Source organism: Phaeobacter sp. HF9A, from assembly GCF_011806385.1.
Lineage (GTDB): Bacteria > Pseudomonadota > Alphaproteobacteria > Rhodobacterales > Rhodobacteraceae > Epibacterium.
Genome location: NZ_JAATOX010000028.1, coordinates 14,150 through 36,278 on the forward strand (window position 1 = coordinate 14,150; position 22,129 = coordinate 36,278).

General features: G+C 62.0%; 14 protein-coding genes and 8 pseudogenes. 11 read left to right on the top strand and 11 right to left on the bottom strand.

The features are described from left to right. Positions 1–186 precede the first annotated feature (186 nt). Both HCZ87_RS07365 and HCZ87_RS07370 read left to right on the top strand, forming a co-directional pair. On the top strand, positions 187–2,028 hold the full coding sequence (locus tag HCZ87_RS07365; protein ID WP_167643121.1) for a type I secretion system permease/ATPase: 1,842 nt from the start codon (positions 187–189) through the stop codon (positions 2,026–2,028). Then, on the top strand, positions 2,025–3,332 hold the full coding sequence (locus HCZ87_RS07370; RefSeq protein WP_167643122.1) for an HlyD family type I secretion periplasmic adaptor subunit: 1,308 nt from the start codon (positions 2,025–2,027) through the stop codon (positions 3,330–3,332). Before HCZ87_RS07365 ends, HCZ87_RS07370 begins: the two co-directional genes overlap by 4 nt. A gap of 21 nt (positions 3,333–3,353) precedes the next feature. Here HCZ87_RS07370 and HCZ87_RS07375 read toward each other — a convergent pair whose 3' ends face one another. From HCZ87_RS07375 to HCZ87_RS07385, 3 genes are all read right to left on the bottom strand, one after another. Beyond that, positions 3,354–4,787 (bottom strand): mannose-1-phosphate guanylyltransferase/mannose-6-phosphate isomerase, encoded by a 1,434-nt coding sequence (locus tag HCZ87_RS07375; protein WP_167643123.1) that lies wholly within the window; start codon positions 4,785–4,787, stop codon positions 3,354–3,356. Between the two features lie 92 nt (positions 4,788–4,879). After that, complete coding sequence (locus HCZ87_RS07380; RefSeq protein WP_167643124.1) at positions 4,880–6,046, bottom strand: nucleotide sugar dehydrogenase; 1,167 nt, start codon at positions 6,044–6,046, stop codon at positions 4,880–4,882. Between the two features lie 289 nt (positions 6,047–6,335). Further along, positions 6,336–7,352, bottom strand: a complete 1,017-nt coding sequence (locus tag HCZ87_RS07385; RefSeq protein ID WP_167643125.1) for a replication initiator protein A — start codon at positions 7,350–7,352, stop codon at positions 6,336–6,338. 466 nt (positions 7,353–7,818) lie between these two features. On the opposite strand from HCZ87_RS07385, the gene HCZ87_RS07390 reads away from it, so the two are divergent. From HCZ87_RS07390 to HCZ87_RS21285, 4 genes and pseudogenes are all read left to right on the top strand, one after another. Further along, positions 7,819–9,228: an AAA family ATPase gene (locus tag HCZ87_RS07390; RefSeq protein ID WP_167643126.1), complete on the top strand. Its 1,410-nt coding sequence runs from the start codon at positions 7,819–7,821 to the stop codon at positions 9,226–9,228. Between the two features lie 66 nt (positions 9,229–9,294). After that, positions 9,295–10,446 carry a ParB N-terminal domain-containing protein gene (locus HCZ87_RS07395; protein ID WP_167643127.1) on the top strand — a complete coding sequence of 384 codons (1,152 nt, stop codon included), beginning with the start codon at positions 9,295–9,297 and terminating at the stop codon, positions 10,444–10,446. A gap of 489 nt (positions 10,447–10,935) precedes the next feature. Next, a complete protein-coding gene (locus HCZ87_RS07405; RefSeq protein WP_167643128.1) occupies positions 10,936–11,286 on the top strand; it encodes a transposase in 351 nt (116 codons plus the stop codon). Beyond that, positions 11,283–11,372: pseudogene (locus tag HCZ87_RS21285) on the top strand (IS66 family insertion sequence element accessory protein TnpB); the annotation flags it as partial. The gene HCZ87_RS07405 and the pseudogene HCZ87_RS21285, both read left to right, overlap by 4 nt. A 183-nt stretch (positions 11,373–11,555) precedes the next feature. Here the strand turns inward: HCZ87_RS21285 and HCZ87_RS07415 are convergent. The 3 genes and pseudogenes from HCZ87_RS07415 to HCZ87_RS07425 form a co-directional block, all read right to left on the bottom strand. Beyond that, positions 11,556–11,735 (bottom strand): annotated as a pseudogene (locus HCZ87_RS07415) (IS21 family transposase); the annotation flags it as partial. A gap of 266 nt (positions 11,736–12,001) precedes the next feature. Then, positions 12,002–12,595, bottom strand: a complete 594-nt coding sequence (locus HCZ87_RS07420) for an SMC-Scp complex subunit ScpB (protein WP_167643129.1) — start codon at positions 12,593–12,595, stop codon at positions 12,002–12,004. 2 nt (positions 12,596–12,597) lie between these two features. Then, positions 12,598–13,482 (bottom strand): DUF1403 family protein, encoded by an 885-nt coding sequence (locus HCZ87_RS07425; protein WP_167643130.1) that lies wholly within the window; start codon positions 13,480–13,482, stop codon positions 12,598–12,600. Between the two features lie 113 nt (positions 13,483–13,595). Between HCZ87_RS07425 and HCZ87_RS07430 the strand changes: the two genes are divergently transcribed. Beyond that, positions 13,596–14,705: a tyrosine-type recombinase/integrase gene (locus HCZ87_RS07430; RefSeq protein WP_167643131.1), complete on the top strand. Its 1,110-nt coding sequence runs from the start codon at positions 13,596–13,598 to the stop codon at positions 14,703–14,705. Positions 14,706–14,999: 294 nt separating this feature from the next. On the opposite strand, the gene HCZ87_RS07435 is transcribed toward HCZ87_RS07430, so the two are convergent. After that, positions 15,000–15,257, bottom strand: coding sequence for a type II toxin-antitoxin system ParD family antitoxin (locus HCZ87_RS07435; protein WP_167643132.1), 258 nt, complete (start codon positions 15,255–15,257; stop codon positions 15,000–15,002). Between the two features lie 126 nt (positions 15,258–15,383). On the opposite strand from HCZ87_RS07435, the pseudogene HCZ87_RS07440 reads away from it, so the two are divergent. Continuing rightward, positions 15,384–15,836: pseudogene (locus HCZ87_RS07440) on the top strand (recombinase family protein); the annotation flags it as partial. On the opposite strand, the pseudogene HCZ87_RS07445 reads toward HCZ87_RS07440, so the two are convergent. Next, positions 15,832–16,267, bottom strand: a pseudogene (locus HCZ87_RS07445) (transposase); the annotation flags it as partial. The pseudogenes HCZ87_RS07440 and HCZ87_RS07445 sit on opposite strands and share 5 nt — an antisense overlap. A gap of 121 nt (positions 16,268–16,388) precedes the next feature. Between HCZ87_RS07445 and HCZ87_RS20975 the strand changes: the two are divergent. Beyond that, positions 16,389–16,658 (top strand): annotated as a pseudogene (locus tag HCZ87_RS20975) (DDE-type integrase/transposase/recombinase); the annotation flags it as partial. Here the strand turns inward: HCZ87_RS20975 and HCZ87_RS07455 are convergent. Further along, the gene (locus HCZ87_RS07455; protein WP_167643133.1) at positions 16,645–17,334 is read right to left on the bottom strand and encodes a hypothetical protein; all 690 of its coding nucleotides are present in this window, start codon (positions 17,332–17,334) and stop codon (positions 16,645–16,647) included. The pseudogene HCZ87_RS20975 and the gene HCZ87_RS07455 sit on opposite strands and share 14 nt — an antisense overlap. A 21-nt stretch (positions 17,335–17,355) precedes the next feature. Then, complete coding sequence (locus HCZ87_RS07460; protein ID WP_368484095.1) at positions 17,356–19,770, bottom strand: alpha-2,3-sialyltransferase; 2,415 nt, start codon at positions 19,768–19,770, stop codon at positions 17,356–17,358. Between the two features lie 197 nt (positions 19,771–19,967). Here HCZ87_RS07460 and HCZ87_RS20980 point away from each other — a divergent pair. Then, positions 19,968–20,503 (top strand): annotated as a pseudogene (locus HCZ87_RS20980) (transposase); the annotation flags it as partial. A 219-nt stretch (positions 20,504–20,722) separates the two neighbouring features. Next, positions 20,723–21,044 (top strand): annotated as a pseudogene (locus HCZ87_RS20985) (transposase); the annotation flags it as partial. Between the two features lie 76 nt (positions 21,045–21,120). Here the strand turns inward: HCZ87_RS20985 and HCZ87_RS21290 are convergent. Continuing rightward, positions 21,121–21,684, bottom strand: a pseudogene (locus HCZ87_RS21290) (type IV secretory system conjugative DNA transfer family protein); the annotation flags it as partial. Between the last annotated feature and the right edge of the window lie 445 nt (positions 21,685–22,129).

Genomic DNA, 22,129 nt, shown 5'->3' on the forward strand with positions numbered 1-22,129 from the left:
TGCGCAAGGAGTTTACTGTAACACATTGAGAACCAAAGAGGGACTGTGATACCAGCGCCCCACTTCTTGCGGCGCAGTCCGTCAAGAGGGAGGCGGGGCTTGCGCGGCCTTGCAAGCTGATCAATCAAGAAGGCATCTTTCAAATGACATCTTCTTCAGGCTCTTCTTTTTTCTATGGTTTTGCTCATGTCCAAGCTTGATCCCACCGCGTTGACTGAGCTCCAGCAGGCGCGGCGACGCCATCGTGGGCTTTATTGGTTTGTCGGCCTGTTTAGCGTCTTTGTGAATGCGCTGATGCTGACCGGGCCGCTTTACATGATGCAGGTCTATGACCGGGTGCTGGGCAGCCGATCAGAGGCAACACTGGTGGCGCTGTCGCTTCTGGTGCTGTTTCTCTATGGCATGATGGGGCTGTTGGATGCGGTGCGCGGCCGCATCATGCGGCGGGTGGCGGCGCGGTTTCAGGCCGATCTCGACCAGCGGGTGTTTGATGCGATGATCCGCCGCTCGGCCGTGGCCAATGACCCGGAGGCCCAGACCGGGTTGCAGGATCTGGAAGCGATCCAGCGCTGCATTGCCTCGCCGATCGTGCTGGCCGCCTATGATCTGCCCTTCACGCCGGTCTTTCTGGCCGGGATTGCGCTGTTCCACCCCTGGCTCGGGATCCTGGCGCTCGGCGGCGGAACGGTCCTCGTGGGCATTGCGCTGCTCAACCAGATGCTCAGCGCCGCACCGGGGCGCGAGGCCATGGTCAGCGGCCACAAGGCAACATTGCAATCCGAGGAAATCCGCACCGAGGCCGAAATGATCCAGGCCATGGGCATGCGCGACAGTGCCTTTCAGCGCTGGCGCGGCGCCCGTGTGAAGGCGCTGCGCGACAGTGTCACCGCAACCGATATCACCAGCGGCTTTGGGGTGCTGACCAAGACCCTGCGCTTGTTCCTGCAATCGGCAATGCTGGGGCTGGGCGCCTATCTGACGCTGGAAGGCATGCTGAGCCCCGGGGCGATGATCGCCGGCTCTATCCTGATGGGCCGGGCGCTGGCACCGATCGAGATCGGGCTCGGGCAATGGCCGGTGTTTCAGCGCGCCCGCAAGGGCTGGCAGAACCTCACCAGCCTGCTGGAGAAGGTGCCGCCGGAACCACAGCGCACCGCATTGCCCAAGCCCCGCGCCCTTCTGGAGGTGCAATCGGTCTCGGTCGCCGCGCCGGGGGACAATCAGCCCCTGCTGCGCAATGTCTCCTTTCGGGTGAACCCCGGCGAGGCGATTGGCGTGATCGGCCCCTCCGGCTCGGGTAAATCGACGCTGGCGCGGGTGATGACCGGCGCCTGGCGGGCGGGCGCGGGCACCGTGCGGCTGGATGGGGCGGCGCTGTCGCAATATGCCCCCGCCACCCTGGGCACGCATATCGGCTACCTGCCGCAGCGGGTGCAGCTGTTTGACGGCACCATCGCGCAGAATATCGCCCGGCTGGCCTCCGAACCCGATGCCGAAGCGGTGGTGGCGGCGGCGAAAAAGGCCGATGCCCATGATATGATCGTCAAGCTGCCGCAAGGCTATGACACCCAGGTGCGCGCTGGCAGCAGCCGGCTCTCGGGCGGGCAGATGCAGCGCATCGGCCTTGCCCGCGCGCTCTATGGTGATCCGGTGATCGTCATTCTGGACGAGCCCAACTCCAACCTCGACAATGACGGCTCCATGGCGCTCAACACTGCGATCCGGGGGCTCAAGGCCTCCGGGAAATCGGTGTTCATCATGGCCCACCGTCCGGCGGCAATTCAGGAATGCGACAAGCTTTTGGTGATTGATCAGGGCCAGATGGCGGCCTTTGGCCCCAAGGATGAGGTGCTGCGCAAGATGGTGAGCAACCACCGCGAGCTCCAGCCGGGCGCCCCCGCCCCGGCGCAAAGCCCCCCTCCCGGTGCCCCGCCTGCTGCCACTTCTGCGGCCTCGGTCGGCAGCCCTGTCACCGGCTCCGTCCGGGCCTCCTTTGGCCGGTCTCTCAAAGGGGGGAAACCCTCATGAGCGGGCCCAATACCTCATGGTCTGTGCGCGGCTCGTTGATCGCCGGCATCCTCGGTCTGGTGATCCTGCTGGGCGGTTTTGGCTCCTGGGCGGTGTTTTCCTCGATCGCCGGGGCGGTGGTCACCTCCGGGCGGATCGAGGTCGACCGCAACCGTCAGGTGGTGCAGCATATCGACGGCGGCGTGGTGGCCGAGATCCTGGTGGACGAGGGCGATCTGGTCGAGGCCGGTCAGGTGCTCCTGCGGCTGGATGCCACCGATCTGGCCTCGCAGCTGGTGATCACCGAAGGGCAATTGTTCGAGATGATGGCCCGGCGCGGACGGCTGGAGGCGGAACGCGACGAGGCCCAGGAGATCAGCTTTGATCCGCAGCTCCTGACGCTGGCGGGTCAGCGCCCCGAGGTGGCCGATCTGGTGCAGGGGCAGGAGCGATTGTTCCAGGCGCGGCGCGACTCCGTGCAGCGCGAAGCCGAACAGCTGGACAAACGCGCCGCCCAGATCAGGGAGCAGATCACCGGCGTGCAGGCCCAGCAGCTTGCCACCCGCCAGCAGCTGGAGCTGATCGCCGAAGAGCTGGGCAACCAGCAATCCCTGCTGGATCGCGGGCTGGCCCAGGCCTCGGTGGTGCTGAACCTGCGCCGCACCCAGGCCAATCTCGAAGGGCGGCTCGGCGAACTGATCGCCAGCGAGGCTCAGGCCAAGGGGCGCATTACCGAACTGGAAATCGAGACCCTGAAGCTGGGCAATCAGCGCCGCGAAGAGGCGATCACCCGGCTGCGCGATCTGCGCTATCAGGAGCTGGAGCTGGCGGAAACCCGGCGCGCCACCCTGGAGCGGCTGAACCGGCTGGATATTCTGGCGCCGGTCTCCGGCGTGGTCTACGGGCTGGCGGTGCAGACGCCGCGCTCGGTGATCCGCCCGGCAGAGCCGCTTCTCTATCTGGTGCCGCAGGACCGGCCGCTGGTGGTGGCAACCCAGGTGGCGCCCACCGATATCGACCAGATCTTTGTCGGCCAGCCGGTCTCTATCCGCCTGCCCGCGCTGGACCAGCGACAGACGCCGGAGCTCTTTGGCACCGTCACCCAGGTCTCGGCCGATGCCTTTGTCGATGAGGCCACGGGCAGGTCCTATTACCGCGCCGAAATCCAGATGCGCCCGGGCGAGACCGATAAGCTCCCCAGGGGCACGGTGCTCATTCCCGGCATGCCGGTGGAAGGTTTCATCCGCACCGCCGAGCATTCGCCGCTGTCCTATCTGGTGAAACCGCTGGCAGATTATTTCATCCGCGCTTTCCGGGAGAACTAGCAGGAGGGTAGGCCTTTACGCCTACCCTCTCGCGTAGATATCTTCGTAACGGACGATGTCATCCTCGCCCACATAAGCGCCGGTCTGCACCTCGATCAGCACCATCGGCAGCTTGCCGGGGTTTTCCATCCGGTGCACGGCCCCAAGGGGAATGTAGACGGATTGGTTTTCGGTCACCAGCCGCACCTCGTCATCCACGGTCACCTTTGCGGTGCCCTCCACCACGATCCAGTGTTCGGAGCGGTGGAAATGGCTCTGCAAGGAGAGGCTGGCGCCGGGGTGCACCTGAATGCGCTTGACCTGGAACCGCCCGCCAACCACCAGGCTCTCGAACCAGCCCCAGGGGCGGTGCTCCTTGGGAAAGGCGGTGGCCTGGGCGGCGCCCTTGGCCTTCAGCGCAGAGACCGCCAGTTTCACATCCTGGGCGCGGGATTTATCCGCCACCAGCACCGCGTCATTCATCGCCACCGCCATGATGCCCTCAAGCCCGATGCCGACCACTTCCAGCCCCTCGCTGTCCGAACGCAAAAGCGTATCGTGGCAGTCGATCGCCGTGGCGCCGGCGCTGGTCACCACGCCGTTGTCATCCGGGCCCAATTCACGCCAGACCGCATCCCAGCCGCCAAGATCAGACCAGGCCGCATCAAAGGGCACCACCGAGAGGTTCCTGGCCTTTTCCATCACCGCGTAATCGATCGAGATATCCTCAGCCTGGGCCCAGGGCTCCGGCGCCAGGCGCAGAAACCCCAGATCGACCTGCGCTTGGTCCAGTGCGGCCTGCACCGGCGCGACCAACGCGGGCGCATGGGCGGTGAAGGCGGCAATGATATCCCTGGCGGCAAAGAGGAAAATCCCGGCATTCCATTTGAAATTGCCCGCCGCCAGCATCTCGGCGGCGCGGGCGGCGTCGGGTTTTTCGACAAATTGTTTCAGCGCCACCGGCGCGCCATCGGCATCGGGGGCGGCGGCCAGCTCCAGATAGCCATAGGCGGTTTCCGCATGGGTCGGGGTGATGCCAAAGGTGACCATCTGCCCCTCGGCCACCGCAGCCAGCCCTTGAGAGATGGCGGCGTGAAAGGCGGCAACATCGGGCACCACATGATCGGAGGGCGCCACCAGAAGCACCGCCTCGGGATCCTCTGCCTGCGCGCGCAGGGCGGCGGCCAGCACCGCCGGGGCAGTATTGCGCCCCTCCGGTTCGATCAGGATGGCGCCGGGGTCAATGCCCACCGCCTGCAATTGCTCGGTGACGATAAAGCGGAAATCGGAATTGGTCAGCACCAGCGGCGCGCCAAACGAAAGCCCCTCTGTCACGCCCGCCAGCCGTTTGGCCGAGGCCTGGAACAGGGTTTCCTCCCCCATCAAGGGCACAAACTGCTTGGGATAGCTTTTGCGCGACAGCGGCCAGAGCCGCGTGCCGGAGCCACCACATAAAAGTACTGGTGTAATGGTCATGTCCTATCCTTGGTTCATCTGCCGCGCGGGCAGTCCCAGCATATTCCAAATCGTGTGAGAGGGAGGGCACAATTATCCAAAGGCATGATTTACTAGTCCGCGCCAAAGAGATCGCGGGTGAAGACCTTGTCGGCCACATCGGCAATCTCGTCACTCAGCCGGTTGGCGACGATCAGCTCTGCCTCCGCCTTGAAGGCCTCAAGATCGCGGATCACCCGGCTGTGGAAGAAGTGATCTTCCTCCAGCACGGGTTCGTAGACGATGACCTCGACGCCCTTGGCCTTCAGCCGTTTCATGATGCCTTGGATCGACGACTGGCGGAAATTATCCGAACCCGCCTTCATCACCAGCCGGTGGATGCCGACCACCCTGGCGCCGCGCATCAGGATCTGATCTGACAAGAAATCCTTGCGGGTGCGGTTGGCATCGACAATGGCGCGAATGAGGTTCTGCGGCACGTGGTTATAGTTCGCCAAGAGCTGCTTGGTGTCCTTGGGCAGGCAATAGCCGCCATAGCCAAAGGAGGGGTTGTTGTAATGGCTGCCGATCCTCGGATCGAGGCTGATGCCCTCGATGATCTGGCGGGAGTCCATGCCACCGGCCATGGCATAGCTATCGAGCTCGTTGAAAAACGCCACCCGCATGGCAAGATAGGTATTGGCAAAAAGCTTGATCGCCTCGGCTTCATCCGGGTCGGTAAAGAGGATCTCGACCTCTGTTTCCTCGGCGCCCTGCAACAGAAGATCGGCAAAGATACGCGCCCGTTCGGAACGTTCGCCGACGATGATGCGGCTGGGGTGCAGGTTGTCATAAAGCGCGCGCCCCTCGCGCAGGAACTCGGGGGAGAAGATCACCTGATCGGTCTCCAGCCGGCGGCGCAGATCGCGCACATAACCCACCGGGATGGTGGATTTGATGACGATGGTGGCGCCGGGGTTTACCGCGATCACATCCTTGATCACCGCTTCGACGCTGGAGGTGTCAAAATAATTGGTCTTGGGGTCGTAATTCGTCGGCGTGGCGACAATCACATAGGCGGCATCCGCATAGGCGGCGCTGGCATTTGTGGTCGCCGAAAGCCGGAGGTCCCGATGGCTCAGGAAGTCTTCGAGCTCGGCATCGACGATGGGGCATTGGCCGCCATTGACCATCTGCACCCGGGTCTCGGAGACATCGACCGCCGTGACCTCATTGTTCTGGGCCAACAGAACGGCATTGGAGAGCCCCACATAGCCGAGACCGGCAACGGCGATTTTCATGAGTATCCTTTCGCTCCTTCAATTCCTGTATCCGATGCGCGTCCCGCGCCCGGAAGAGAATGGACCGGCCTTCATCACATCCTCACGTCGGTCGCATCGACATATCAACCAGGGCTTCATCAAGTATTATCTGTCGATAAAGCCTCTCGTGATCTCTGGACCTGTGTAGGCGGCTCAGAGAAAAAAAACCAGCTAGAAGAAGCGCGCCCGTTGCTCCGCTCACTGCTGAAAAACGGACATAACGACGAAAGAGCATTCATGCGAAGGACAAGCCGCTCCGCCCCTCCTCTCAGGAAAAGGCGCCATCCTTCCTGCGCTTCCTCACCCAGCCCAAAAACGCCGCATCGGGCTTCCTCAGCCGGGGCGCGCCGGTGCGGGCCCAGACCGCCCGCCAGTCGGCCTCCAGCGCGTGCACATCCATGCCCGGCATCAGGCGGCGGGCCTCTTCGCGGGCCTCTTCGCTGACCGTGGGCGGCGCGCTCTCCACCAATCTGTGTTTCTGGGCAAAGCGGATGAGATCGCCCGGCAGCTCCGAGATTTCGTAATCCGGCAGCGGCTGGCTTTGGATCATATCGCGGATCATCTTGCGAAACACCCGGCGCGGGCTGGCGGAGCCGGATTTCTTCAAGAGCGTCTCCACCGAGATCTGCCAGCTGTCCTGGCGACCGCAGTGCTTGCGGGCCAGCTCGTAGATGCGCCGCTCCAAGGGTTTGCGCAGCCGGAAATAATCGCGGCTCAAGGTCAGCACCGATTTTGACAGCACCGCACGATAGAGCCAGTCCGACAGCGTCACCGCCACCGAGACCATGCGACCACCGCGTGCCTTCCTCACGATCTCCCAGCTCTCGATCAGGCCAAAGCCCGAGGTCACCTCATGGCCGCCGGTGGTGATATTGGTGGTGATACGCGTCCCCGCCAGCCGTTCAAAGGCTTCGCGCAGGCGGCGATAGGCATCGCCCGAGGTTTCGCGATTGCAGGCCACCAGAAGATCATGCGCGGTCAGATGCAGGGTGCGAGAAACCTGACGGCCCGCGTTCAGCGCCGCCATCAGCTGGCTGACGCAGAAGATCAGGATATCCTTGTCATGGATCGTCGCCAGCCCCTTGACCGAAGGGGTCACGGTGATCTCGGCGCCGTTGTGTTCGTAATTCAGGATGCGCCGGTCCGGTCGGGTGCCTAGCGAGAACAACGGATGCTCCATCGACGCCAGGTCATTCTTCGGCATCGCATCAAAGATATCACAGAGGAAATAGGCCCCCTGCCCTTCCGGCGGATATCCCGCTGCGGCGGTGCTGATGCCCGTCATGATCTTGTCCTGCTGCTCAATATCGCCCGGGGATTAGCCCCCCGAGTCATTCGTGGTTTTGATTACACCCATCCTAAGGTTATCCACAGAGGCGCACAACGGGGGTTCAGAGTCAGCAGATCGGGGGTTCGGAGTCATTCTATCGGGGTTTCAGAGTCGGTGAGCCGGAAAATTGGCCCCAAACCCCCAATAAAAAAGGACTTTGCCACGCGCGGTGATCTGCCTTAACAGTAAATAACACATATATAACATCACAAAAAAATATGACGGCCTAGGCACAGGCCCAAAATGCCCCGCTGCCCCCCCCCTGCAAGCCTCGGATTTGCTTAGAAAATTCAAGAGGGGTCATCATAATGCTTCCATGTATCGCCTTTTGTGGTATCTTGTGAAAAAGGCGATACATCGGCGGGTGTTCCGACACAGGCAGGACAATCCCCACCGCTTTCACACATGAGGCAGAGGCAGCATGGCCAAAGATATCCACAGCAAGGCAGGCCCCGCCCTGCCCCCCTATTTCAACATTGATCCCGACGCGGCCCTGGCCGAACTGGACCAGCCCACCGATACCGCGCGCTTTGCCGAGATCGCCGAAGGCTGTGCCCGGGGCCGCGCCGATCTGGCCAGTCGTGGCCTCAATGAGGAGGGGTCGAAATCCCTCCGCCTGTTCTCCACCTGGGAGATCACCCGCTATCTGATCCCCGTCGCCCAGGCGCATTTCCGGCGGGTGCTGAAGGCCAACCCGGATCTGCCCCAAGGGCGGTCGGAAACCGAGGGCGGCGCCAAATGGTTCACCCTGGATGAGGTGCTGCGGCTCCGGGCCTTTTTTGCCGCCCAGGGCTCCAAGGCCAAGAACTACCTGCCCTACCGCCCCGAGGGGCTCGCCGCCAAACTCGTCGCGGTGGCGAACTTCAAGGGCGGCGTCGGCAAGACCTCGACCGCGGCGCATCTGGCAATGTCGGCGGCGCTGGATGGCTACAAGGTTCTGGTGATTGATCTGGACAGCCAGGGGTCGATGACGTCGATCTTTGGCGGCAAGGTCGAGGACGAATGGCAAACCGCCTTTCCGCTGCTGGCGCGTCATTACGGCGAACATCTGCGGCTGGAAAACCAGCGCCGTCTGGACCGGGGCGACGCGCCGCAGCCCTTGGACGAAAGCCTGACGGCGGCGATGGAGATGACCGCGCAGGACGTGATCCAATCCACCCACTGGCCCAATATCGACCTCATCGGCGCCCAGCTGAACCTCTATTGGGCCGAGTTCCAGATCCCGGTTTGGCGCATGGCCGCGCGCTCCTGGAAGCTCTGGGATGCGCTCACCGACCGGCTGGAGGCCGACGGGGTGCTCGACCAATATGACGTGGTCTTTATCGACACGCCGCCGGCACTTGGCTACCTCACCATCAACGGGCTCTCGGCCGCCGATATCCTGCTGGTGCCGATGGGGGCGTCTTTCCTGGAATTTGATTCCACCGGCCGCTTCTTTGACATGCTGCATTCCACCTTTGCCTCGATCGAGGAGGGCGAGAACCTCGCCGCGCGCGCGCTGGGGCGGCCTGAGATCGGTTTTGAATGGGACGCGGTGCGGGCGGTGATCACCCGCTATGACAGCGCCCAGCAGGGCGAGCTGGCCGGGCTGGTGCAGGCCTATATGGGCCCGACCCTGTCGCCGCACCGGCAGGATTACACCGCGCTGATTGGTCAGGCGGGCGAGCAGGTCAATGGCATCTACGAGGCGGATTATCGCGACTTCAACCGCGAGACCTATGCCCGCGGGCGCGAGACCTTTGATGCGACCTATGCCGCCTTCAAGCGATTGCTGACCGGCGTCTGGCGGCGCGAGGAACTGGCGTTGCAACAAGAGCGCGCGGCCTCCTGAGGCCATGTTGAGACAAGGCTGCGAGACTGGCCCATGCCCCGCCGCTGATGAGCAAGGACGACGAGAATGGCAAAACGCAAACGGCTGACCCCCGCCCAACCCACCTATCTGAGCGCGGCGGAACGGGCCGCCGCCACCCCGAGCCCCGCGCCCGGTCTCAGCAAGGGCGTGTCGGTCGGGGCCGCGCCGATCGCCCAGGTCGCCTCTGACACCGCCGCCGCCGCCGCGCTGGAGGAGCTCTCCGGCGTTTTGGAAAATGCCCGCGCCAGGGGGCTGATGATCACCGAGATCCCGCTGGAGGCGATCGACGAGACCTATCTGGTGCGCGACCGGGTGGTGCAGAACGAAGAAGACATGCTGGCGCTGATGGCCTCGATTCACAGCCGCGGCCAGCAGACGCCGATCGAAGTGGTGGCGCTGGAGCAGCCGCAGGGCGGGCATAGCCATGGTCTGATTTCCGGCTGGCGCCGCCTGACCGCGCTGCGCCGTCTCGCCGCCGAGACCCCGGATCCGGTCACCACGGTCAAGGCGCTGATCGTGACCCCCGCCAGCGCGGCGGATGCCTATCTGTCGATGGTCGAGGAAAACGAGATCCGGGTGAACCTCAGCCATTATGAACGCGCCCGCATCGCCATGCGCGCGCTGGAGGAGGGCGTCTTTCCCGATCAAAGAAAGGCTCTATTGGGCCTGTTTGGCAATGTTTCACGCGCCAAACGCTCCAAGATCGCCAGCTTTGTCACGCTGGTTTCAGCCCTCGATGAGGCGCTGCGCTTCCCCACCGCAATTCCCGAAAAGTTGGGCCTGGGGCTGGCGCATCTCCTTGAGAAGGATCCCAGCTTCGGCCCCCATCTGCTGGAGCGCCTGCGCGCCTCGGCGCCTGCCGATGCGGTGGAAGAGATGACGGTTTTGAACGGCGCGATGACGGCGCGAAACATGGTTCTAAATGAGCGTTTAGAGTCTGATAAAGATGTGCCTGCGGTGCTTCGGGTCCAGCCCCCTGCCCCCGTGAACCCGCCACAGGCTGCCGCTCCATCTCCGGTGCAGATGCCCCCGCGCAGCCAGGCCGCGGCGCCGCTCTCATCGGAACGGGTCATGCTCAATATCGCTCCGGGCCTGCGCCTGTCCTTTGCCGAGGAGGCCGGAACCATCGAGCTGAGCGGCGAGGCGGTGACAGCGGATCTGATGACAGAGCTCAAAGTCTGGCTCTCCCGCCGCTGACCCTCCGTTTCCTGCGATCTTTGCGACGCGCCTCATTGGCCCAACCGCCCCGAACGTGCACAGATGGGGGTTGTGAGGAACACAAGGAGAACGCACGATGCAGTGACCATTCGCTGCGCGTTGTTTGAAGAGGTGGGATGCGGGACAAACCGGGCTTTCGCTGCTGTCGCACCAATGGCTGCTTCATGGCTTTAAGTCGATGCAGCATGTACCAGTGTTTTAGGCTTTGTTGCACAAATCATCTAAAGGCCGGAGTTCCCCTTTTCCCGGCCGGATTTATCCTACGGCCTCTGTGACGGGTATCTGTAACGATCCTTTTTGGCACGAAGCCCCAGCGTTTCATCACCTTGACCAAAAGTCGCCTTGCCGCGCGCTTGTCTCGCTTGGACTGCAGAATTTTTGTAACCGTCCGGCCTGCCCGCACTGACGGTGATCGTTAGTGAGGGATAATGTCCATTAGCGAACAAATGGACATTGCCGGAGTGGAACATGTCGAAGCGGCGCAGGCGGCGGACTTGGTCTGAAGACGAGAAGCGCATGATTTGCGCGCAGACGCGGGTGGCTGGTGTATCGGTTGCCCAAGTTGCGCGGTGCTACGATGTGAATGCCAATCAGGTCTTCAATTGGCTTAAAGAGCCGCGGTTTGCGGCGGAGGCCGATGAGGAGCAGGACGTACCCCGCTTCCTGCCGGTTGAAGTTCTGGACGCTGAGCCTGCTTCAGCCCCGCCGGATGCCGGGGCGCAGATCGAGGTGGAGCTTGCCAACGGCCACCGCCTGAAGGTTCAGGGCGGCTTTGATCCTGATGCGCTTTCTGCTTTGATCCGGAAGCTTTCGACGTGATCCCGGTTCCGGCAAACACAAAGGTCTGGCTGGCGGCCGGGGTCACAGACATGCGCAAGGGGTTTGGCGGTTTGTCGTGTCAATCGGCAGGCAATCTTGCCCCGCTATCGGCATCCAAGAATGACCCCCATGGAGCGCTCGGGTAGCTGGCCCGATGCGGTGTAGCCCTCACACAGCGCAGCCGTATCGGGCCAGCGGGTTCTCGGTCATTCACGGGTCTTGAAGCGCCAGCTCTCGTTGCCGGTCTCGACGATGTCACAGTGATGGGTCATCTGCCGGTCGCCGTTCGGCACCTTGCCAAGCTTGCGCCGCACGCGCCTGATCGCAGGCGGCAGGTCCCAGTCCTTGAAGGGCGAGCCATTCCGGAGAGCACCGGGCTTGCGAGCCAGAACAGGAATGTAGTGCAACGGGTCGTAGATGGCCTTGTCGCGCCCGAAGGCTCGGGCGTGGCATTGGCCTCGGACCAATGGCGGTTCAATGCCTCAATCCTGAAAATACGCCCGTCGGATCGACACCGCCGCTGAGAAGTTATGGGGCTATGCATCTAACAATGCCCGCCACGGTCAGGAAGGGCAGCAGGTTGATCTGCCAGAGGCTGAATTGATTGTCAGTGTAGCCTGTGCAATTTGCACATATTTGGCAAAGCGCGTGGAGAGCTAGGCGCTTCAAGAAATGCCCTTTACGGGCGTCGCAAAACAACCATCACTCCATCACGCTACGAAATACCGAACCCCGCATCGTCAAGTTGTTCCCTCTCCGGTAAATCTGCAAGGGACCCCAACCCGAACGCGACCAGGAAGTGCTCTGTGGTCACGAATGTATAGGGCGCTCCTCGCTGAGGCGACCTTGGCCCGGTCCCGATCAGGTCGCGCGCATGCAGCCGCCCGATCAGGTCACGGCTGATCTCCTTGCCGAAGATGTCCTTGAGCCCGTCGCGAGTGATCGGCTGGTGGTAGGCGATGGCCGCCAGGACCGCGACGTCGAACTCACTCAGGTCGAGCAACTGATTCCCGACATCCGCCGCAGCGCGGATCGCAGGCGCGTAGGAGGGTCGCGACCGGAACATCCAGCCGCCAGCGACTTGGGCGATCTCGAAGGCCCGCCCTTCCAGATCAGCGACCAGGTCTTCGACCAGCAAATCGACCGAGGCCCCCTGCCCCACCACGCGGGCCAGGTCCTCGCGCGGCACCGGCGAGGCCGAGGCAAAGAGCACCGCCTCAATCCGGCGCATCCATTCCCGCCAGCGCAACTCAGGCGGCAAGTCTATCAACTCGCGATCAAGCTCCGCTTCAAGGCGATCCTTTGCCATCGCTACACCCCGTAAAGCCGGAAGGTGTCCCGCCCGGTCAGCTCGCGCACCGCGCCGAGGTCGACCAACCGGTCGCAGAGCCGCCGCGCGGCGCGGTCCGGCAGGGGGAGCGCGGCAGGCGCCACCGCATCGCGGGTCAGGAACATCGCGACCGCGTCGCCCGCACCCTTGGCGCGAAGTTTGGGCGCGATCGCCTTCAGGTGCGCCGCCCGACGCGCGAGGTCGGCAGCGAGACGCACGGCCTCAACCGCCGATGAGATGAGCACGCTATGGCAGGCGAGACGAAGGTCCTCGTCGCGCTTGCGCAAGTCAGTGCGTTTCAGGTCTGCGGCGAGTAGCGGCACAAGGTGATCCCAGCCAAGCGCCTGGGCGAGGGCCGCCTCCGCGAGGATCAGCGCAGCTACGTCTGCGCACGGTGCCTTCGTCAGCACCGCTTCCAGCACCATTGCGGCACGGGCAACGGGCGCCCCCTCCCCCGCATCGAGCCACGTCGCGACCTGACCCGGCTCGAAGGCCGGTAAGGCTCGGCACAGCGCCTTGAGCGACAACGGTCGCTCCACCGCGCGCCGCCAGGCCAAGTAAGTTTCGCCGGCCGGTCCAGGCAAGTCGCCCGGGCGCAGAAGGTGCACCGCGTCGCGCAGCTCCCCTGCCCTCTCGGGACGTCCAGAAAACGCGACACAGGCCTCAGCAGCCCGCAGCGCCAGCCGATCCCGCAACAAAGCTTGGGGCACCTCCTCATGTCCCAGTACAAGATGCAGGTGGCTCAGCGCTGCCCCCGAAAAAAACGCTACATCTTCAAGGGTTTCCGCATGTCCAGAGGTGACCCAGGCGGGCATCCAGGGTAACGTCTCGAGGTCGCTGATGGGGTTAAGTCTGGCAGATATCATCCCTCGAGCCTATACTGGAGCGGCGCTTTATGCCAGAAAATAGCGCCCTAACCGCCCTACTTTGGTGTTCTATACTATGTCCAATAAGTTTGCATTATCGGATATGAAAAGGTATGCTCAGCGCCATGTCAGAAAATCACGAGAAATCGAGCTCAGAGCCGCCAATCGGGTCTTCGTCCAGCGAGGACAACGAGAGAGATCACCTTGACGGCGAGGCCTTGAGCCTGCCCTCCTTTGTGGCCGGCTCTGGCACCCTCGATCAGCTGGTCGACACGGCCCGCGACTATGCGCGCGCTGCTGCGTCGGATAACACGCTGAAAGCTTATGCCAAGGACTGGGCGCATTTCGCACGCTGGTGCCGGATGAAAGGCACCGAGCCCTTGCCCCCGTCGCCGGAGATGATCGGGCTCTACCTTGCCAATCTGGCATTTGGGTCGGGTCCCTCCCCTGCTCTTTCGGTCAGCACCATAGACCGCCGCCTGTCGGGCCTCGCCTGGAACTACGCGCAGCGGGGATTCACCCTTGATCGCAAGAACCGGCACATCGCCACGGTGCTGGCCGGGATCAAGCGCAAGCACGCACGGCCCCCGGTTCAGAAAGAAGCGATCCTAGCCGATGATATTCTTTTGATGGTGGCCACCCTTGCTTTCGATCTCCGCGGTCTGCGAGATCGTGCGATCCTTCTCTTGGGCTATGCCGGAGGTCTGCGCCGCTCGGAAATCGTCAGCCTCGACGTGCACAAGGACGACACAGCAGACTCTGGCGGCTGGATCGAGATATTCGACAAGGGTGCCCTGCTGACCCTCAATGCCAAGACCGGCTGGCGCGAGGTCGAGATCGGTCGGGGATCGAAAGAACAGACATGTCCCGTGCATGCTCTCGAGCAATGGCTGTACTTCGCGAAGATCGACTTCGGCCCGGTATTTGTCGGGACCTCGCGCGATGGCAAAAGGGCATCCGAAACGCGGCTCAACGACAAGCATGTAGCCCGGCTCATCAAGCGCACCATTCTGGAAGCCGGCATCCGATCTGAGCTACCAGAAAAGGAGCGACTGGCGCTGTTCTCTGGCCACAGCTTGCGCGCCGGTCTTGCCAGCTCCGCAGAGGTTGACGAACGCTTTGTCCAGAAGCAGCTGGGGCACGCCTCGGCGGAGATGACCCGCCGCTACCAGCGCCGCCGCGATCGGTTCCGGGTAAACCTGACCAAAGCAGCCGGGCTATAGGTCAACATTTCTGAGAGCAGCCAGCGCCGCGACATGACGCGCAAGATCACTGCGGGAATGCAGGATATCAACGATGATGACCTCGTCAGGCTGATCCAGGAACGCAGGAAATGCTCCCCTGCCCTCGCGAACCGCACAGCTTCTGCTATGCGCCTGACTGTTCAGGATTGCCTGCAGCGGGCGAGCAGTTCCGCTTCATAAAGGTCTGCCTGTTTGAGCCCGAATTGCTCGATCGCCATTTGGGAATCTCGACCAGACTGGCCTCTGCGCGCCGGGTCAGCCGAAGGGATCGGCTCATGAAGATGTGCGCGCTTGCCGAAATGCCCGCCGGATCGCGTCGTCACGGCTACCTTCGGCGAATTCGCCCGCCTTTGCCTGCGCCAATCCCTCGAACAACCCCTGCCGAATACCGGTGAGTCGGGCTTCTTCCTGCTCCAACAGCCGAAGCCCCGCGCGCATCGCCTCGCTGACGTTCTGATAACGTCCGGAGGCAACCAAAGCCTGAACCAGCTGGTCTTGGGTTTCGGTCAGAACGACATTGCGTGTCACCATGGAACAACTCTCCTTGTTGGCAATATATGCCAATGCGAGGGTTCGCTCAATGTCACGGAGGCTTGTATCACCGTTTCCAAAGGGTCGTTTATTGATGATACATAAAATTGCAAACGGCCCGTTTTCATGCCCCTGATAGGCTATGCGCGCGTATCGACAGAGGATCAGACCCCCCTGCCCCAGTGTGAGGCCCTGCAAACTGCGGGATGCGTCGAGATCTTTGAAGAGCACGCCTCAGGCGGCAATCGCGCGCGGCCGGTGCTGGCACGCGTGCTCGAACGCGTCCAGAGCGGCGATACACTGGTCGTTGTGCGGATCGACCGGCTTGCACGGTCTCTGTCCCACCTACTGGAACGTCTGGAGGCCAAGGGAGCTTTCTTCCGCTCCCTTCAGGACCCCATCGACACCGCTTCCCCGCAGGGCAAGTTCACATTGCAGGTTCTGAGCGCCGCGGCCGAGTTCGAGCGCGCGCTAATACGTGAGCGCGCAAAGGCCGGGCTTGCCTCTGGGGCAGCCATGCTTGCGCGTTTGTCGGGCAAACAGTTCCCCGGACTGTTTGCTGACCCTCCTCACTCCATTCCCCTTCGCCTTCGGATTTGATGCCCGTGCTGTCGATGAGCAGGTGCAGAGGGCCGGTGGCTCCGCGATACGGCAGGCTCACGTTCAGTGTCTGTTGACGGCGGCAAAGGGTGCTGAAATCGGGCACCGCCCAGGCCAACCCAACCAACTGCAACAGGCTTTCGACGAAACCCGCGGTTTGCCGCTGCGGCAAGCCAAATAGCACTTTTAGCGTCAGACAGGTCTGGATGGCCGCGTCGCTGAATTCTTGCTGTCGCCCACGCTTGCCCGTTGGCGGCGGCGTCCAGGTCATCTCCAGATCAAACAAAATCGACAGCGATCCGCGTTGCTTCAGCGCATTCGCCATTGTGCTCGAACCAATGGCGCATCAATGGCTCATTGTACGAAGGCCAGTTCCTGGTCTTTTACTTCGTAGGGGCCCAAATGCCCATGTCGCCCAGCTATCATACTGGATTCAAAAAGTAAATCCCTAAAGCGATTTATGCGACAAAGCCTCAACGACCTGCTGACTTGGAATTACGCCAAACACGTGTGACCGGCGCTCCGCTTACGATAGAGGCCGATCACGGCAAGCTCAAGCAGCTGATCAAGCCGGTGCGTGGCTTCAAGACGATGAGGACGGCCTACGCCACAATCAAGGATTTCGAGGTGATGCGCGCCCTGCGAAAAGGCCAAGGCCGGGCCATGTATCATGACCGAGGCAATGACGCTGATCGCAGAGCATTTCAAAGCCGCGGCATAAGTAGGTCCAATGCAGGGATAACTGCGTCCTGTGATAAAGTTTTCAACAGAGCCTTCAAGCGGCTTCTCAGGTGGTTTTGACCGTATCCAACGCTCCCCGTGCCGCAGCGGATTGTTGCGCTCGGTTCCAAAGCTGCGCATCGATGTCGAATAGCTCTTCCAGAATGCCGCATTCCATTTCGGACAGATCGGCACGCATTACGGTCTTGGACGACTTGTTGCGGTCGAGCGAGGGGGCGAGCGGCTGGCCCGTGAGCCGCCTATAGGCATCATCCAGTTCCGACAGCGTATAAAGTGTCACGCCGAAGCGGTGAAGGAAAGCCTCGGCAGCCTCCCAATTGCGCTCGCCAGAGAGGTAGTAACATTGAAAATTTGGCGACCAAATGGGAATCCGATGGGAAAGCGCCATGAATTGCCAAAAAGTCAGCTCCTTCACGCGGTCATAGTTCTGAGTGTGGGTGGCGGTGATGGCGAAGTTATACATCGATAGTGCCGCCGATATCGGTTCGCGGCAGACAGCGATGTATTCGGCCTCGATATTCGTCAGCATCCGCTCGTATGGAAAGCGGGCGTTGTGCACGGTGATGACGTCGATGTCGCGGAACCCCGTGGCCGCGTGGCGCTGAAGCGTGGGCCAGTCGCTGCGGTTGACGTATTGAAAAAAGCGTGGCCCCAGATGCGCGTTCAGATTGGCATCCACCGTGGTGCCGCCGCATTTGGGCAGGTGGATATAGACCTTCAGGGGGGTGGTGCGCATGCGTGACTCCTATGGGTTTTGTTATTCCGCGGCCTTCTGGGGGCCAAGCTGTGCTTCGATCTTTTCCAGGATGCGCTGCGCGCTGGCGGACTCTGGATTGCTTTGAGTGGCCTCGATAGCAAAGGCATGGGCGGTGTCCAACCGGCCGGTGTTGAAGAAATGGATCGCCGCCTCGCGCCGGGCGGATGCCTTTTCGGGGTTGTTCTCGACCGAGGCCAAGATGGCCTTATCGGCCAGCGTCTGTTCGCCCATCTCGACAAGCTGCCGAGCCACGCGGGCATAGACCACCGTGTCCTCGGGGCGGTCGATCAGGCGCTGGCAGGCGGTCAGCACCTGATCCCAGCTTTGCCGCGGGGCCGCCCCGCGCAGCCGGTCGACCACCGTGCGGGTGCGCGATTTCAAAAGCTTCAGCCCGCGTGTGGCCTCTGGGCTTTCGGCGGCCTCAAACTCTGACTCCGAACGCATGCCGTCGATGGCGTCTTTCAGGCGCCGGGCGAAGACCTCTGTGTCGAAACGGTCGCGCAGCACCGCGTCGACCCGGTCGAAATCCAGCGGCGTGTTCAGCGCCTGTTCCAGCGCGGCCAGCGCTGCCTCTGGGGTGTAGTCGTCAAAGACCGCGCAGCCGGGGATGTCGCGCACCCATTCGGCGGTGCCGATGCCCGCATAGCACACCAGCTTGACCCCGCGCGACGCGGCTTCCAGCGCGGCCAAGGGCTGAGGGTCATCGCGCGAGGGGATGAACATCACATCCAGATCGGCGATGAATTCCTGCGCCTCTGCCGGGGGCTTGGCGCCGTGAAAGGTGATGGCGTCGCGGTCAACTAGGCCCTCGCTTTGCTTGCCCACCCATTCAAACGACATCTTGGTCCCGCCGACCATGCGTGCCACCTGGGTGAACAGTTCCGTGCCCTTGCGCGACTGATAAGACCCCACCATCCCGATGCACAGGCTGCGGCCTGGGTCGCGATCAGACCGGGCGATGCGGTTCATCCGCCGCGCCTCTGGCGGTAGGATCGTGTCGACGGTGTTATAGACCAGCTCGGTGGCCTTGGGCGCGAACGCCTTTTGCACATAGGCCTCTTGCGCGGGCGACACGCACATGACCGTGGCGCGGCTGACGCAATTAAGAAACCGGTAATAGCCCAAGGGCTGCTTTTGGCGGTAGCCTTCCATCGTCCATTCTGTTTCGTGCAGGTAGATGGCGATCTCGTCGGCCTCGTCGATCAGCCGCTGCACGCGCGTGTCCGAAAAGCTGGCGATGCTGTTCAGCACCAGCCGAAAGGGCCCCGCGGTGACGTGGTCGATGGTCATGCGCACGCGGCGGCGGTCGCGGTCGGATAGGTTGATGACCTTGGGGCGCAGGTGCAGCTTTTGGTTGGACACGTCCAGATAGGTCTGCAGCGGGCGATAGACCCCGGCGAACGATTGCATCTCGTGCACCACCCAGACCACGTCGGAATGGGGCAGACCGTCCAGGCTGATCAGATCAAAGAGCCGGTTCATCCGCTCGATGTCCAGCTTTTGATCCTTAAAGCCCGCAAGCTTGGCCTCCAGCGCCTTGATCTGTACCTGCATGCGGCCCAGCGTGGCGCCGACCTCGACACTGATGGCGAGCGCGGCGGGGTCAGAGGCGTCGGCCGTGACCGCCGGCACAGACACAGGTGAAGGCGCTTGGCCTTCAGGCAGCGCGTTGATGGCGAACTTTCGTGCCAGCCGCTTGCCTTTGACCATGTCGTCAAGGTCGCGGAAATGGGTGTGGTTGACAATCTCAAAGTCCGGGAATTCCTTTATGATCGTCTGCAGGAACTCCAGATCGGCCTCAAGCGAATGCGCGCCTGCCTCATAGCCCGGGGTGGTGTGCGTGTCGCCCAAGGTGCGCGCCAGATCTTCGGGGATGGTAAAGGCATAGCGGCTGTCGGCGCTTTGATAGAAATCCAAGCCAAAGAGATAGGCGCGCTTGACCCCCATCACCGCGAAGGTGGCCAGGGCCTGCACCCCCAGCGTGGGCAGGGGGCGGCTCATCATGCGGCGTCCCAGCGGGTCGCATTGGCCGATCACGCGCCAGTGGTCGAATAGCTTGTCGTCGGGAAAGAAGGGATCGTCTTTCACCTTGCCGTGGTCGTAATCCATCCGGTCGATGGGCACCGACGAATAAAAGGCGTCAAAGGCATAGCGCCCGCTGTCGACGGTGCTGCGCAGGGTTTCGTGCAGCGCTTGGCGGTTAACCGCCCAGAAATAGCTGTCGACCGCGCGGCCATAGGGCAGACCCTCTTCCAGCATGAAGAAGTTCATCCGCGCCACATGCGCCGGTTCCTTGATATCCTGGAAAGCCATCGCGTTGTCTTTTGACGACGGCCCGTTTCCAACAATAACAACCGCTTGGTTTTTGAAAATCATTGGCTTTCCTCGACATCCACAAATTTTTACGCACGTCATAATTCGTACTTTAAAGACGGAGATTAAACATAGAAATCTACAAGTAAAGTGCCTTCTAAACGTATCAAAGAAGCGCCAGTCTTGTTCGAATATTCCTAACCGTGGTCCCGTAGAGGTGATTCGGGAAATCTGAACAGGTGAGTTAGGTGGATTTTCCGCTCCCAATCCGGCAGTTTTGCCGGGAAGAAGGAGCGACGATGACAAGACGGCCGAGACGGAACCATAGCCCCGCTTTCAAGGCAAAAGTCGCGCTGGCGGCTTTGAAGGGCGACAGAACGATGAGCGAGCTGGCGACACAGTTCGATGTGCATCCGAACCAGATCAAGCAATGGAAGGATCAGCTCCTCGACGGCGTGACGGATGTCTTTGACGACAAACCCAAGGCGTCGAAGGAGCCTGAGATCGACGTCAAATTCCTTCATGCAAAGATCGGCCAGCTGACGCTGGAGAATGATTTTTTAGAGGGAGCGCTCGACAAGGTCGGTCTGTTGCCGAGCGCAAAGAAATGACAAATCGCAACCACGCCCTGAGCCTGAGCCGCCAAGCCGATCTGCTCGGGATCAGCCGGGGCAGGCTGTGTTACGAGCCGCACCCCACCTGTGAAAATGATCTCAAACTGATGCGCCGGATTGATGAGCTGCACATGGAGTATCCGTTTGCGGGCAGCCGGATGATGAAAGGTCTTCTGCGTCAGGAGGGCTTCACTGCTGGACGATTGCGTGTGGCCATCCTTCGAGCGGAATGTGCAGCCGTAGTCTGACGGCTCCAGCCCAAAATGAGGTGCGAGAACCTCAAACATGGCCTTGTCCGGGGAATAGATCGCGCCGTACTCCTGCGGGATGCCGACGCGGAAGCTGATCGCAAAACTGTGGCGCAGGTCGATATCCGCGAGATCGCCCCCTTCGACTGTCAGTCCGTGCGTCTCTGCCACGGCGAGGCATGCCTTCATCATATCCCGGCGAAGCCGATCGCAAAGCTCTGGGGTCAGGTTCCGTCCCAGATCATCGTTCATGTCGTCTGGCTCTACGCCCGGTTCAACTTGAGCCTGCGCGAGGTTGAAGAGCTGATGCTGGAACGTGGCGTGGACGTTTCGTACGAGACGATCCGGCGCTGGACGGTGAAGTTTGGTCCACTGATTGCTCACACCTTAAGGCGTCGGCAGCCGCGTCCCGGCGATGTCTGGCATCTGGAACGAAGTCGTCGGGAAGATCGCGGGCCGGTCATTCTGGCTGTGTCGGGCTGTCGATCAACACGGCGTCGTTCTTGAAGAAATTCGAGGCTGTCCGGTGGCAGCCGGTCGAGGGGATTGTAGCAAGCCGAAGGATGGCCGCTGACTTCAAACGGATCGAGGACATGAACCGTCCCGAAGCGCCGCCGGGCCTCGCCCGCGATCCGGGCATTCTCGCCCTTGGGGTCGATGACCAGCACCAAGCGTTCCGCCGCCAGCAGGTTCGGGATCACGGTGCCGACGCCTTTCCCGGCCCGTGTCGGGGCGAGCGTGATCAGATGGGCCGGACCGTCATAGTGCAGCAACCGCCCGGTGTGCGGATTGCGCCCGATCAAAAGTCCGTCTTCGCGTTGGAGCTTTTTCAGCTCCTTGCGGTTCGCAAACCGGGCCGAGCCGTGGCTGTCACCGGTCAGCCCGAAATAGGCACCGGCCCCGGAGGCCATGCGCCAGTACTGGAACCCGAAGACAGCACCCACGAACATGAAGGGACCGAAGACCAGCCACTGCCAGGCGCTTTCGCCCGGCGTCTGGTCGAAGAAGGCAAAGATGAATGGCGTGGCCACCAAAGAGCCGGGCATCGCCCCAAAGGCCATCGCTCCGATCAACCATCCGAGCAGTATAGGCGTGAAGATCAACCGACCGAAAAAGCGGAACAGCCCCCCAAAAACGAGCATCACACTCCGCATCAGGCCGCGCCGTCATCGCTTGGGGCAGGGGAGGGGGTATCCCACTACGCGAAGGCCTTGCGGTCCTGTTCACGGGAGAGGTTACGGATCAGACGGTCGAGCATGGCCGCAGCGTAGGAATCCCGTTCCGCCAGGTCCATGAGCGCCCCGCCCGCCGCGTATCCAGCTTGCGCTGTCTGGTGGCTTCCCGGTTCTTCAGAGCCTGATGAAGGCGGGCCTTGGCCTGGGCGTAGCGTTTCTCGGCGCGTTCAAGCTCAGTCTCGGCCAATTCGGGAAGCCACTTCAAAGAGGGCAGGTGTAAAGGTTAGGCTTGCCACAATCAGCGATAGCGCTTACCCGTAGGCCTGTAAAGGACAAGGGCGCACTTAGGCCATGTTGCACCAATCGGTTGGGGGATTCACTGCATGAATCCAGCATGATAGCTGGGAGGCATGAGCAGCTGGCC

Coding starts and splice junctions, on each gene's coding strand:
- HCZ87_RS07420 (WP_167643129.1), bottom strand. CDS start 12,595: ATGGCAAAGGATCGCCTTGAAGCGGAGCTTGATCGCGAGTTGATAGAC.
- HCZ87_RS07390 (WP_167643126.1), top strand. CDS start 7,819: ATGGCCAAAGATATCCACAGCAAGGCAGGCCCCGCCCTGCCCCCCTAT.
- HCZ87_RS07425 (WP_167643130.1), bottom strand. CDS start 13,482: ATGATATCTGCCAGACTTAACCCCATCAGCGACCTCGAGACGTTACCC.
- HCZ87_RS07460 (WP_368484095.1), bottom strand. CDS start 19,770: ATGACGTGCGTAAAAATTTGTGGATGTCGAGGAAAGCCAATGATTTTC.
- HCZ87_RS07375 (WP_167643123.1), bottom strand. CDS start 4,787: ATGACCATTACACCAGTACTTTTATGTGGTGGCTCCGGCACGCGGCTC.
- HCZ87_RS07455 (WP_167643133.1), bottom strand. CDS start 17,334: ATGCGCACCACCCCCCTGAAGGTCTATATCCACCTGCCCAAATGCGGC.
- HCZ87_RS07370 (WP_167643122.1), top strand. CDS start 2,025: ATGAGCGGGCCCAATACCTCATGGTCTGTGCGCGGCTCGTTGATCGCC.
- HCZ87_RS07430 (WP_167643131.1), top strand. CDS start 13,596: ATGCTCAGCGCCATGTCAGAAAATCACGAGAAATCGAGCTCAGAGCCG.
- HCZ87_RS07395 (WP_167643127.1), top strand. CDS start 9,295: ATGGCAAAACGCAAACGGCTGACCCCCGCCCAACCCACCTATCTGAGC.
- HCZ87_RS07380 (WP_167643124.1), bottom strand. CDS start 6,046: ATGAAAATCGCCGTTGCCGGTCTCGGCTATGTGGGGCTCTCCAATGCC.
- HCZ87_RS07435 (WP_167643132.1), bottom strand. CDS start 15,257: ATGGTGACACGCAATGTCGTTCTGACCGAAACCCAAGACCAGCTGGTT.
- HCZ87_RS07385 (WP_167643125.1), bottom strand. CDS start 7,352: ATGACGGGCATCAGCACCGCCGCAGCGGGATATCCGCCGGAAGGGCAG.
- HCZ87_RS07365 (WP_167643121.1), top strand. CDS start 187: ATGTCCAAGCTTGATCCCACCGCGTTGACTGAGCTCCAGCAGGCGCGG.
- HCZ87_RS07405 (WP_167643128.1), top strand. CDS start 10,936: ATGTCGAAGCGGCGCAGGCGGCGGACTTGGTCTGAAGACGAGAAGCGC.